The organism is Streptomyces sp. NPDC003456, from assembly GCF_042878735.1.
GTDB lineage: Bacteria > Actinomycetota > Actinomycetes > Streptomycetales > Streptomycetaceae > Streptomyces.
In genome coordinates this window covers 850,104-862,677 of the sequence record NZ_JBIAOK010000004.1, presented here as the reverse complement: position 1 = coordinate 862,677, position 12,574 = coordinate 850,104, and the positions used below count along the sequence as shown (strand labels likewise).

Sequence of the window (12,574 nt, the reverse complement as noted above, 5' to 3'; positions counted from 1 at the left end):
TCGGTCTCGGCCCGTGGTGGGCTGTCAGCCCTTGGTGAGCATCGAGCGGGCGAAGAAGCGCAGGTTGGCCGGCTTCTCCGCGAGACGGCGCATGAAGTAGCCGTACCAGTCGGTGCCGTAGGCGGTGTAGACGCGCATGCGGTGGCCCTCGGCGGCCAGCCGGACGTGCTCCTCGGCGCGGATGCCGTAGAGCATCTGGAACTCGTAGTCGCCGGGCTTGCGTCCGGCGCGGTGGGCCAGCTCCTGGGCGATCGCGATGAGGCGCGGGTCGTGGGACCCGATCATCGGGTACCCCTCGCCCTCCATCAGCGTCCGCAGGATCCGCACGTAGGCCCGGTCGATGTCGTGCTTGTCCTGGAGGGCGACCGAGGCGGGCTCCTTGTAGGCGCCCTTGACCAGGCGGACCCGGCTGCCGCTCGCGGCGAGGCGGCGGGCGTCGTCCTCGGTGCGGAAGAGGTAGGCCTGGATGACGCAGCCGGTCTGCGGGAAGTCCTTCCGCAGCTCCTCGTGGATGGCGAACATCGAGTCGAGGGTGGTGTGGTCCTCGGCGTCGAGGGTGACCGTGGTGCCGATCTCGGCGGCGGCCTCGACGACCGGGCGGACGTTCTTCAGGGCCAGCTCGTGGCCGTTCTCGAGCGCCTGCCCGAACATCGACAGCTTCACCGACATCTCGGCGCGGGTGCCGAGCTCCAGCGGCTTGAGGCGGTCGATCAGCTCCAGGTAGGCGTCCCGGGCGGCGGCGGCCTGCTCCGGGCGGGTGATGTCCTCGCCGACGACGTCCATCGTCAGTTCCAGGCCGCGCTCGGACAGCTCGCGGATCACCGGGACGATGTCGTCGACGTCCTCGCCCGGGATGAAGCGGTCGACGACCTGCTTGGTCACCGGGGCCGCCGAGATCAGGCGTCGCATCCGGTCGCTGCGGGACGCGGCGAGAATCACGGGACCCAGCACGGGGCACCTCCTGGAGCACAAGCAACGTGAAGGCCGGACCTTTCGCGAGCGACGCGTCGGGTACGGCACGGAGAACCACCGGGAAACCTAAGGATCCCTCCGATCGTCTGCCATCGACAGCTGTCACGCATCCGTGCCGCAGATCTCAGACAGTTGTATGAAGGGTCTCCGGTGGTGAGGGACAATGCCCGGGTGACGCCGGAACACAGGGGTGACTACCAGGAGCTGGTCGACGAGATCTCGGAGCTGCTCGGCGCGCCCGCGACGCTGGAGAACCGCGACTTCGAGCTGATCGCCTTCGGCGCCTACGACAGCGAGGGCGACCTCGATCCCTCGGCCCTGGACCCGGTGCGCACCCGCTCGATCCTCACCCGCCGCTCGACGGCCGCGGTCCGGGCCTGGTTCGAGGGCTTCGGCATCACCCGTGCGACGGAGCCGGTCCGCATCCCGCCGACCCCGGAGGCCGGTGTCTACCGGGGCCGGATCTGCCTCCCGGTCCGCCACCGGGGTGTGGTGCACGGCTACGTCTGGCTGCTGGACGACGACCCCGGCCCCGGCGAGCGGCAGTTGTCCGCCGCCATGGGGGTGACGGCCCGCATCGGCGCCCTGCTCGCGGACGAGGCCCAGCACGGCGCCGACCTCAGCCGGGAACTGAGGGCGGTCCTCACCGCCGAGCGCGGCTGGCAGCAGGACATGGCCGTGGCCGAGCTGCGCACCGCCCTGGGCTCCCGCGCCGACGGTCTGCACACGGTGGTGTGCGTGGCGCCCTGGCCGTCGGCCGATCCGGACGACGCGCCCTCGGGGCGGGCCGTCCCGGGCGCGACGGCCCTGTGCACCCTGCCGTGGGGGGCCGCGTCGCAGTCCCTGGCGGTACTGATGCGGCTGCGCTCCCCCGAGGTGCTGACCCCGGCGGCCACCGCGGCGGCCCGGCTGCTGGAGCGGGCCCGTGCCGGAGGCGGCCCCGGCGGGCCGGTGCCGGGCGCGGCGCGGCAGGCGCAGGGCACCGCCCCGGGCGCGGCGGGCGCGCACGCCGCCGGCATCGCGACCCCGCGTACCGGACTGGCCGAGCTGGGCGGCGCCTGGTCGGAGGCGTCGGCGGCCGCCCGGGCGGCGCTGGCCGAGCCGCAGCTGGGGCCGGTCGCCGAGTGGGCGTCGATCGGGCCGTACCGGCTGCTGACCGCCCTGCCCGCGGAGGCTGCCCACGACCCCGTCGTACGCACCCTGCTGGCGCCCGTCCACCACGATCTCGCCCGGACGGCCGAGGTCTACCTCGACTGCGCCGGCCAGGCCGCCCGGGCCGCCGCCGAACTGGGCGTCCACCGCCAGACCCTGTACTACCGGCTGTCGCGGATCGAGAAACTCACCGGTCTCGACCTGGACGACGGCGAGGACCGCCTGCTCCTGCACATGGCCCTGAAGGCCCACCGCCTCTGAACCGGGGCGTCACGTCCCCCCGGCGGCGCCCCTCACCTGCGGCGGCTGCCGGCCCTGCGCCGGATCCGGGTACGCGAAGACGCCGGACGGGCCGATGAACTCGGCTCGTCCGGCGTCCGAGGAGAGGTCCTGCCGAAAGGTCAGGCCAGGTTCACGGAACGGGCCGACGTCGCGCCGATCTCCGCCGCCACCTCGGCCAGCACCCCGGAGGTCACCGTGTCGTCCACGGTCAGCACCGCCAGCGCCTCGCCGCCGGCCACCGCACGGGACACCTGCATCCCGGCGATGTTGAGGCCGGCCTCGCCGAGGATGCGGCCCACCGTCCCGACGACGCCCGGCCGGTCCTCGTACCGCAGCACCAGCATGTGGTCGGCCAGCGCCAGGTCGACGTCGTACTCCCCGACCGCGACGATCTTCTGCAGGTGCTTGGGGCCGGCCAGCGTGCCGGAGACCGCCACCTCCTCGCCGTCGGCGAGGGTGCCGCGCACCGTGACGACGTTGCGGTGCTCGCTCGCCTCGGAGCTCGTCGTCAGGCGCACCTCGACACCGCGCTCCTGGGCGAACAGCGGGGCGTTGACGTAGGACACCGTCTCGTCGACGACGTCCTCGAAGACGCCCTTGAGGGCGGACAGCTCCAGCACCTTCACGTCGTGCTGGGTGATCTCGCCGTACACCTCGACGTCGAGGCGGACCGCGACCTCACCGGCGAGCGCGGTGAAGATCCGGCCCAGGCGCTCGGCGAGCGGCAGGCCCGGCTTGACGTCCTCGGCGATGACACCGCCCTGCACGTTCACCGCGTCCGGGACCAGCTCGCCGGCCAGGGCGAGGCGCACCGAGCGGGCCACGGCGATACCGGCCTTCTCCTGCGCCTCGTCGGTGGAGGCGCCCAGGTGCGGGGTGGCAACGACCTGGTCGAACTCGAACAGCGGGGAGTCCGTGCAGGGCTCCTTCGCGTACACGTCGAGACCGGCGCCGGCGACGCGGCCCTCCTTCAGCGCCGAGTACAGCGCCTCCTCGTCGACGATGCCGCCGCGCGCGGCGTTGACGATGCGCACGCTCGGCTTGACCTTGCGCAGCGCCTCGTCGCCGATCAGGCCGAGCGTCTCGGGGGTCTTGGGGAGGTGGACGGTGATGAAGTCGGAGACCTCCAGCAGCTCGTCCAGCGAGAGCACCTTCACGCCCATCTGGGCGGCGCGCGCGGGCTGCACGTAGGGGTCGTAGGCGACGACCTTCATGCCGAACGCGGACATGCGCTGGGCGACGAGCGCGCCGATGCGCCCGAGGCCCACGACGCCGAGGGTCTTCTCCGCCAGCTCGACACCGGTGTACTTGCTGCGCTTCCACTCGCCGTTCTTCAGCGCGGCGTTGGCCTGCGGGATGTTGCGGGCGGTGGCGAGCAGCAGACCGCAGGCGAGCTCGGCGGCGGTCACGATGTTCGAGGTGGGGGCGTTGACGACCATCACGCCGGCCTTGGTGGCGGCGGAGACGTCCACGTTGTCCAGGCCGACGCCGGCTCGTGCGACGACCTTGAGCTTGTGCGCGGCGGCGATCGCCTCGGCGTCGACCTTGGTGGCCGAGCGGATCAGGATCGCGTCGACCTCGGCGATGGCGGGGAGCAGCTCGGCGCGGTCCGCGCCGTTGCAGTGCCGGATCTCGAAGTCCGGGCCCAGGGCGTCGACGGTGGCGGGCGACAGCTCTTCAGCGATGAGTACGACGGGTTTCGAGCTCACGTGAGTCCTCACAAGTCCAGTGCTGCGGACGGCCGTCCCGACGGCCGCAGGCGGTGGAGGGGTGCTTGCCGCGTGGAAGACGCACGACGCTGTGGGCCTGACGCGTATGTAGTGCTGCAGTCTAGTGGCGCCGAGGGCTTCGTCTTGCGCCGCTGCGGAAGGATCACCCGGACGAGAAGCGCCGATATGGAGCATGTCCGGGGGGCAGCCCGTCGGCGGTGTCCCCCTGCCGGGGGCCACCGCCGACGGACCGGCAGGTCACGCCTCCTCGTTGACCCACGACATGAGCTTGCGCAGCTCCTTGCCGGTGGTCTCCAGCAGGTGCTCGGAGTCCTGCTTCTTGTACTCGTTGTACTTCTTCAGGCCGCCGTGGTATTCGTCCATCCAGTTGCGGGCGAAGGTGCCGTCCTGGATCTCGGCGAGGACCTTCTTCATCTCGGCCTTGGTGGCGTCGGTGATGATGCGCGGGCCGGTGACGTAGTCGCCCCACTCGGCGGTCTCGGAGATCGACCAGCGCATCTTCTCCAGGCCGCCCTCGTACATGAGGTCCACGATGAGCTTCAGCTCGTGCAGGCACTCGAAGTAGGCGATCTCCGGCTGGTAGCCGGCCTCGGTCAGCGTCTCGAAGCCCGCCTTCACCAGGGCCGCGGTACCGCCGCAGAGCACGGCCTGCTCACCGAACAGGTCGGTCTCGGTCTCCTCGGTGAAGGTCGTCTTGATGACGCCGGCGCGGGTGCCGCCGATGCCCTTGGCGTAGGACAGGGCCAGCTGGAAGCCGTTGCCCGTGGCGTCCTGCTCGACGGCGGCGATGCAGGGAACGCCGCGGCCCTCCTCGTACTGGCGGCGGACCAGGTGGCCCGGGCCCTTGGGGGCGACCATGCAGACGTCGACGCCGGCCGGGGGCTTGATGAAGCCGTAGCGGATGTTCAGGCCGTGGCCGAAGAACAGGGCGTCGCCGTCGTTCAGGTTGGGGGCGATGTGCTCCTCGTAGACCTGCGCCTGGATCGGGTCCGGGACCAGGATCATGATGACGTCGGCCTCGGCGGCGGCCTCCGACGGGCTCACCACGCGCAGACCCTGCTCCTCGGCCTTGGCCTTGGACGTGGAGCCCTCGTGCAGACCGACGCGGACGTCGACACCCGAGTCACGGAGCGACAGCGCGTGGGCGTGGCCCTGGCTGCCGTACCCGATGACCGCGACCTTGCGGCCCTGGATGATGGACAGGTCGGCGTCGGCGTCGTAGAACAGCTCGGCCACTTTGGGTTCTCTCCTCGGGAGTGCAGGTGTTGCGTCCCACCGTATGACGGGGGGCGGAAGGGAAGCGTGAGGGTCTCGGGATACGGGCGGCCGGCCGCGCGCCGGCCGCCCGTTTCGGTGCTCAGGCCGATCGGTCCAGAGCGCGCAGCGACCGGTCCGTGATGGAACGGGCACCGCGGCCGATCGCGATCGTGCCGGACTGCACGAGCTCCTTGATGCCGTACGGCTCCAGCATCTTGAGCATCGCGGAGAGCTTCTCGCCGGATCCGGTGGCCTCGATGGTGACGGCCTCCGGGGAGACGTCGACGGTCTTGGCGCGGAACAGCTGGACGATCTCGACGATCTGGGAGCGCGTCTCGTTGTCGGCGCGCACCTTCACCAGGACGAGTTCGCGCTGGACGGCCTGCGACGGCTCCAGTTCGACGATCTTCAGCACGTTGACGAGCTTGTTGAGCTGCTTGGTGACCTGCTCCAGAGGCAGGTCCTCCACGCCGACGACGATGGTGATGCGGGAGATGTCGGGGTGCTCGGTGACGCCGACCGCGAGCGAGTCGATGTTGAAGCCGCGGCGGGAGAACAGGGCGGCGATCCGGGCCAGGATGCCGGGGGTGTTCTCCACCAGGACGGAGAGCGTGTGCTTGGACATGGTCTTTTACGTCTCTCTCGCTCAGTCGTCTTCGTTGTCGCCGAAGTCGGGGCGGACGTCCCGGGCGGCCATGATCTCGTCGTTGGAGGTGCCGGCGGCGACCATCGGCCAGACCATGGCGTCCTCGTGGACGACGAAGTCCACGACGACCGGGCGGTCGTTGATGGAGTTCGCCTCCTCGATGACCTTGTCCAGGTCGGCCGGGTCCTCGCAGCGGATGGCGTAGCAGCCCATGGCCTCCGACAGCTTGACGAAGTCGGGGACGCGGGTGCCGCGGGCCTCGGGGTTGACGTCGTCCGGGCCGGAGTGCAGCACGGTGTTGGAGTACCGCTGGTTGTAGAAGAGGGTCTGCCACTGGCGGACCATCCCGAGGGCGCCGTTGTTGATGATGGCGACCTTGATCGGGATGTTGTTCAGGGCGCAGGTGGCGAGTTCCTGGTTGGTCATCTGGAAGCAGCCGTCGCCGTCGATGGCCCAGACGGCCTTGTCCGGCGCGCCGGCCTTGGCGCCCATGGCGGCCGGGACGGCGTAGCCCATGGTCCCGGCGCCGCCGGAGTTGAGCCAGGTGCCGGGCTTGTCGTACTGGATGAAGTGGGCGGCCCACATCTGGTGCTGGCCGACGCCCGCGGTGAAGATCGTGCCCTCCGGGGCGAGCTGCCCGATGCGCTCGATGACCTGCTGCGGGGAGAGGGAGCCGTCGCCGGGCTGGTCGTAGCCGAGCGGGTAGGTCTCGCGCCAGCGGTTCAGGTCGTTCCACCACGAGCCGTAGTCGCCCTGGTGGCCCTCGCTGTGCTCCTTCTGCACGGCCTGGATCAGGTCGGCGATGACCTCGCGGGCGTCACCGACGATCGGCACGTCGGCGGCGCGGTTCTTGCCGATCTCGGCCGGGTCGATGTCCGCGTGGACGATCTTGGCGAAGGGCGCGAAGCTGTCCAGCTTGCCGGTGACGCGGTCGTCGAAGCGGGCGCCGAGGGCGACGATCAGGTCGGCCTTCTGCAGGGCGGTGACGGCGGCGACCGAGCCGTGCATGCCCGGCATGCCCAGGTGCTGCGGGTGGCCGTCGGGGAACGCGCCGAGCGCCATCAGCGTGGTGGTGACGGGCGCGCCGGTCAGCTCGGCGAGGACCTTCAGCTCGGCGGTGGCCTTGGCCTTGAGCACGCCGCCGCCCACGTACAGCACGGGCCGGCGGGCGGCGGTGATCAGCTTCGCGGCCTCGCGGATCTGCTTGGCGTGCGGCTTGGTCACGGGCCGGTAGCCGGGCAGGTCCATGGCCGGCGGCCACGAGAAGGTCGTCCTGGCCTGGAGGGCGTCCTTGGCGATGTCGACCAGGACCGGGCCGGGGCGGCCGGTGGAGGCGATGTGGAAGGCCTGCGCGATGACCCGCGGGATGTCCTCGGCCTTGGTGACGAGGAAGTTGTGCTTGGTGATCGGCATGGTGATGCCGACGATGTCCGCCTCCTGGAAGGCGTCCGTGCCGATCGCCTTGGACGCCACCTGGCCGGTGATCGCGACCAGCGGCACCGAGTCCATGTGCGCGTCGGCGATCGGGGTGACCAGGTTGGTGGCGCCTGGGCCGGAGGTCGCCATGCAGACGCCGACCTTGCCGGTGGCCTGCGCGTAGCCCTCGGCCGCGTGGCCCGCCCCCTGCTCGTGCCGGACCAGGACGTGGCGCACCTTGGTCGAGTCCATCAGCGGGTCGTACGCCGGGAGGATGCAGCCGCCGGGGATGCCGAATACCGTGTCGGCGCCGACCTCCTCGAGAGAGCGGATGAGGGACTGCGCGCCCGTGACGTGCTCGGGGGCGGAGTGCTGTCCTCCGGATCGGGGCCGGGGCTGCGGGTGGTGGGCCCCGGTGGCCTGCTCGGTCATCGGCAATCTCTTCTCAGATGCTGAGGGTTTTTGCGAGGTTTGGGCGGTGCTGTTCTGCCGCACAGCAGGTGCTGGTGCAACAAAAAACCCCTCGTGCCGAAAGGCAAGCGAGGGGAGCGCGCCGGGTGGGGTCGCTGAGCGGTCGAGGCTCAGCGTCAGCCGACGCGCTTTCCAAGTACGAGAATTCGGGTGCGCATGGCACTGACCCTCCCCCCGGCACGCACTCACTGTCAAGTGGGTGGGACGGGAGTCTCATTATGTGAGCGGAGGGCCGTGCCGCCACCGATGACGGCGGACATCCCCGAGCTGTACAGACGCGGGGCGCCGCCCGCGAACGCCGGCTCGGCCGGCCCGTCGGGCACCGGGTAGCTGCCGACGGCGAGCGCGCGGCGCAGCCGGTACTCGTCGAGCGGCCCGGAGAAGGCCATGCCCTGCCCGTGCGTGCACCCCATCGCGCGCAGGGCGACCACCTGCTCGGGCAGGTCGACCCCTTCGGCCACGGACTGCAGGCCCAGGTCGCCGGCGATCCGCAGCAGCCCGCTGGTGATCTTGTGCAGGCGGGCGGACTCGACCACGCCGTCGACGAGGTCGCGGTCGAGCTTGAGCACGTCCACGGGCAGCCTCCGCAGGGCCGTGATCGCCGCGTAGCCGCTGCCGAAGCCGTCGAGCGCGATCCGTACGCCCACGCGCCGCAGAGCCGCCAGGCGCCGCTCCAGCTCGTCCATCGAGACGCGGGGGTCGGTGTCGGACAGCTCTATGACAAGCGCGCCGGACGGCAGCCCGTGCCGGGTGAGCAGCGCCTCGATCGAGCCGAGGGGCATCGAGGTGTCCAGCAGCCGCCGGGCGCTCATGCGGACGACGACCGGCACGGCCGGCCCCGTGGTGTGCCGCTCGGCGGCCTGCTCGACCGCCTCCTCGATCATCCAGCGGCCCAGTTCGGCCGTCCTGCCGCCGTCCTCGGCCACGCGCAGGAACTCCGCGGGGGTGAAGAGCACCCCCTGGGAGGAGCGCCAGCGCGCCTGTGCGGCCACCGACGTGATCCGGCCGTCCTCCAGGCACACCACCGGCTGGTGCAGCAGGGCGAACTCGCCGTCGTGCAGGGCGGCCCGCAGGCGGGTGGCCAGTTCGGCCTTGCGTACGACGTCCTGCTGCATCTGCGGCCGGTACAGCTCCACGCGCCCCTTGCCGCCGGCCTTGGCCCGGTACATGGCCAGGTCGGCGTTGCGCAGCAGCTCGCCCGCGCCGAGGCCCTGCTCGGCGAAGGCGACGCCGATGGAGGCGTTGACCCGGACATCGTTGCCGTCGATGAGGTAGGGCTGCGACAGCGTGGTCCGCAGGCGGTCGGCCAGTTCCAGGATGTGCCGCTCGCGGGCGTCCCGGTCGCGGGTGTTGTCCCCGACGATCAGGGCGGCGAACTCGTCCCCGCCCAGCCGGGAGGCGGTGTCGCCCTGCCGTACGGAGTCCTGCAGCCGGCGCGCGGCCTGGACCAGCAGTTCGTCCCCGGCCTGGTGCCCGATCGTGTCGTTGACGGCCTTGAAGCCGTCGAGGTCGATGAACAGCACCGCCGTGTTGCGCAGGGCCAGGCCCCGGTCGGAGGCGCGGCGGCCCGACAGGGCGTGCTGGACGCGCTTGGTGAACAGGGCGCGGTTGGGCAGGTCGGTGAGCGGGTCGTGTTCGGCGTTGTGCTGCAACTGGGCCTGCAACCGCACACGTTCGGTCACGTCGCGGCTGTTGAAGATCAGGCCGCCCTGGTGGCGGTTGACGGTCGACTCGACGTTGAGCCAGCCGCCGTCGCCCGAGCGGAAGCGGCACTCGATGCGCGTGGTGGGTTCCTCGACGGGGTGGGCGGCGAGGAAGCGCCGCACCTCGTGCACGACGCAGCCGAGGTCCTCGGGGTGGATGAGACCGGCCAGTTCCGTGCCCACCAGCTCCTCGGCGGGCCGGCCGTAGACCCCGGCGGCGGCGGGCGAGACGTATCTGAGGACACCGCTGGGGGCGGCGATCATGATGACGTCGCTGGAGCCCTGCACCAGGGAGCGGAAGTGGTTCTCCTTCTGGGCCAGTTCCTGGGTGAGGGTGATGTTGTCGAGCAGCATGATGCCCTGGCGCACGACGAGCGCGAGCACGACCGTGCCCCCGGTGAGCAGGACCACGCGGTCGACACTGCGGCCGTTGAGGACGTTGTAGAGGATCCCCAGGGTGCACACGGCGGCCGCGAGGTACGGCGTGAGGGCGGCCAGGGAGCCGGCGATGGGCCGGGCCGCCGCGTACCGCACGGTCTCGGTGCCGGGCCCGGCCGCCGGGGCCGGGTGCGCGCCGCCGCGCTGCCCGGGCACGTGCTCGTGGACCACGCGCGAGTGCCCCGCCGGTCCGTGCCGTTCCCGGTCCGGGTGGTCGCCGTCCGGGGTGCGCGGTGTGGCCCAGGGGGCGTAGGCCAGGAGCAGGGAGCCGGCGAACCAGCCCGCGTCGAGCAACTGGCCGGAGCGGTAGCCGTGGTGCAGCAGCGGAGAGGTGAACAGGGCGTCGCACATCACGGTCAGCGCGAGGGCGCCGATCGCGGTGTTGACCGCCGAGCGGTTCACGGCCGAGCGCCGGAAGTGCAGGGCGAGCACCATGCTGACCAGCGCGATGTCCAGCAGCGGGTACGCCAGCGACAGCGCGGTGTGCGCCACGCCCGGCCCTTCGGACTTCGCGGCCTGGGCGAGGGCGAGGCTCCAGGCCAGGGTCAGCAACGAGCCGCCGATGAGCCAGGCGTCGAGCCCGAGGCAGACCCAGCCGGCCTTGGTCACCGGCCGTTTGGCGAGCACGAGCAGCCCCACGATCGCGGGCGGCGCGAAGCAGAGGAAGAACAGGTCGGCGTAGCTGGGGCTGGGCACGGGCAGCCCCAGGACCACCTCGTACCACCCCCAGACCAGGTTGCCCAGGGACGCCATGGCCGAGGAGAGGCCGAACAGCAGCCAGGCGGGCCGGAAGCGGGTGCCGCGGCTGCGGGCGTAGAGGAAGCACGAGACGGCCGCGGTGGCGGCGGCCGCGCTCAGCCCGAAGTCGCCCATGATCAGGGCCAGTCGGTTCGAACCCCAGCCGAACGCGGCGCCGACGGCGTAGGCCGCGCAGGCCAGGGCGAGGACGATCTGGAGGGCCGGGCCCGGCCGGTGGCCGGTGGCCGGTGTACGGGGCGGCTGCGCGGTCCGGGACGGAGGCTGTGCCCGCAGCGTTCCGTCCAGCGTGGGGGTCGGGGGCGCGCTCACCGGGCCCTCCCGGTCCGCTCCGCGCCCGGGTCCCGCGGACCCCGGTGGACCGGCTGGGCCTGCCGTCGGGGGATGCCGGTCCTGCGGTGGTGGCTGTGCTGGGTGTGGTGGTCGCTGTGACGGGTGCGGTGGCCGCCGTGATGGGCGCGCCGGCCGCGGCCGCCCGCGGCCGTCCGCCCGGGTCGCCGTCGGCCGCCCCGCCCCGTCGGATCGCTCGTCCCTAGGCCGTGCATCGCCTGTCGCCCCCCTCACAGTCTGAAGTACTCGTCCCCGGCGCCGAACGGTCCCCGGCGCAACCCCTGTCGGGACGATACACCAGTCTCGTCACTCAGGGACATAGGTTCTCTACGCTCCGTGACGATCAACAGATATATGAGTACCCCCCGCAGCCGTAAGGTTGCGGACGGTACCCGAAGGTCGGTCAGTCGGTTGGTGCACCCGTCGTCAGAATCACGTTCCGGAGCGGCTCCCGGTTCACGTAACGGGTCAACTGGTCCGCCAGGAGCCGCCGGGCGCGCGGGAGGAACGCGGAGGTGGGTCCGCCCGCGTGGGGGCTGATGAGTACCCCCGGCGCACGCCACAGGGGGTGTTCGCGCGGGAGGGGCTCGGGGTCGGTGACGTCGAGGGCCGCGGTGATCCGGCCGCTGTCGACCTCGGCCAGCAGGGCCTTGGTGTCGACGACGGGTCCGCGGGCGACGTTGACCAGCAGCGCGCCGTCCTTCATGCGGGACAGGAAGTCGGCCCCGGCCAGGCCGCGGGTGCTGTCGGTGAGCGGGGTCGACAGGATGACGACGTCCGCTGCGGGCAGCAGCGCGGGCAGTTCCGTGAGCGGGTGCACCGGCCCGCGCGCCGTCGCGCGCGCGGAGCGCGCGACGCGCGCCACCCGCGCAACCTCGAACGGAACGAGCCGGTCCTCGATGGCGGCGCCGATCGATCCGTAGCCGACGATGAGGATGTTCCGGTCGGCCAGCGCGGGCCGGAACCCGCCGAGCCACTCGCCCCTGTCCTGCGCGCGGACGAAGTCGGGAACACCGCGCAGCGAGGCCAGGATCAGCGCCAGGGTGAGTTCCGCGGTGCTGGCCTCGTGCACTCCGCGCGCGTTGCACAGCCGCACGCCGGGCCGCAGCCGGCCCAGGCCCGGCTCGACGTGGTCGATCCCGGCGGACAGCGTCTGCACCACCTCCACCCGGCGCATCGCGGGCAGCGGACGTACGCACAGCGCACTGGGCTTCATGTAGGGGACGACGTAGAAGGCGCAGTCGGCCGGGTCCGCGGGGAAGTCCTGCGCACCGTCCCAGAAGTGGTAGTCCGGCCCCTCCGGGAGTCCGTCGATCTCGTCCGGCGGGATGGGCAGCCACACGTCAGCAGTCATGCTCCGGAGGCTATGTCAGGAGCGCGCCACGGCAGAGGTTAGGTTGGGGTGGCCGGAACAGGGAGGG

General features: G+C 71.8%; 8 protein-coding genes. 1 reads left to right on the top strand and 7 read right to left on the bottom strand.

What is annotated here, in order from left to right; translation table 11 throughout:
- Nucleotides 1-24: 24 nt before the first annotated feature.
- Nucleotides 25-951, bottom strand: coding sequence for a proline dehydrogenase family protein (locus tag ACFYWG_RS20035; protein WP_383504289.1), 927 nt, complete (start codon nucleotides 949-951; stop codon nucleotides 25-27).
- Nucleotides 952-1,143: 192 nt separating this feature from the next.
- On the opposite strand from ACFYWG_RS20035, the gene ACFYWG_RS20030 reads away from it, so the two are divergent.
- Nucleotides 1,144-2,385, top strand: a complete 1,242-nt coding sequence (locus ACFYWG_RS20030; protein ID WP_389202545.1) for a PucR family transcriptional regulator — start codon at nucleotides 1,144-1,146, stop codon at nucleotides 2,383-2,385.
- Between the two features lie 140 nt (nucleotides 2,386-2,525).
- Here the strand turns inward: ACFYWG_RS20030 and serA are convergent, their stop codons facing one another.
- The 6 genes from serA to ACFYWG_RS20000 all read right to left on the bottom strand — a co-directional run bounded on the left by serA (nucleotide 2,526) and on the right by ACFYWG_RS20000 (nucleotide 12,507).
- Complete coding sequence (serA, locus tag ACFYWG_RS20025) at nucleotides 2,526-4,115, bottom strand: phosphoglycerate dehydrogenase (RefSeq protein WP_376334722.1); 1,590 nt, start codon at nucleotides 4,113-4,115, stop codon at nucleotides 2,526-2,528.
- Nucleotides 4,116-4,373: 258 nt separating this feature from the next.
- Nucleotides 4,374-5,372: a ketol-acid reductoisomerase gene (ilvC, locus tag ACFYWG_RS20020; RefSeq protein WP_376334724.1), complete on the bottom strand. Its 999-nt coding sequence runs from the start codon at nucleotides 5,370-5,372 to the stop codon at nucleotides 4,374-4,376.
- A 121-nt stretch (nucleotides 5,373-5,493) separates the two neighbouring features.
- The gene (gene ilvN / locus ACFYWG_RS20015) at nucleotides 5,494-6,018 is read right to left on the bottom strand and encodes an acetolactate synthase small subunit (protein ID WP_010048631.1); all 525 of its coding nucleotides are present in this window, start codon (nucleotides 6,016-6,018) and stop codon (nucleotides 5,494-5,496) included.
- 21 nt (nucleotides 6,019-6,039) lie between these two features.
- Nucleotides 6,040-7,887 (bottom strand): acetolactate synthase large subunit, encoded by a 1,848-nt coding sequence (locus ACFYWG_RS20010; protein ID WP_376334727.1) that lies wholly within the window; start codon nucleotides 7,885-7,887, stop codon nucleotides 6,040-6,042.
- A 230-nt stretch (nucleotides 7,888-8,117) separates the two neighbouring features.
- Nucleotides 8,118-11,135, bottom strand: a complete 3,018-nt coding sequence (locus ACFYWG_RS20005) for a putative bifunctional diguanylate cyclase/phosphodiesterase (protein ID WP_383511084.1) — start codon at nucleotides 11,133-11,135, stop codon at nucleotides 8,118-8,120.
- 421 nt (nucleotides 11,136-11,556) lie between these two features.
- Entirely contained in the window at nucleotides 11,557-12,507 is a 951-nt protein-coding gene (locus ACFYWG_RS20000; RefSeq protein WP_383511086.1) for a 2-hydroxyacid dehydrogenase, read from the bottom strand.
- Nucleotides 12,508-12,574: the final 67 nt, after the last annotated feature.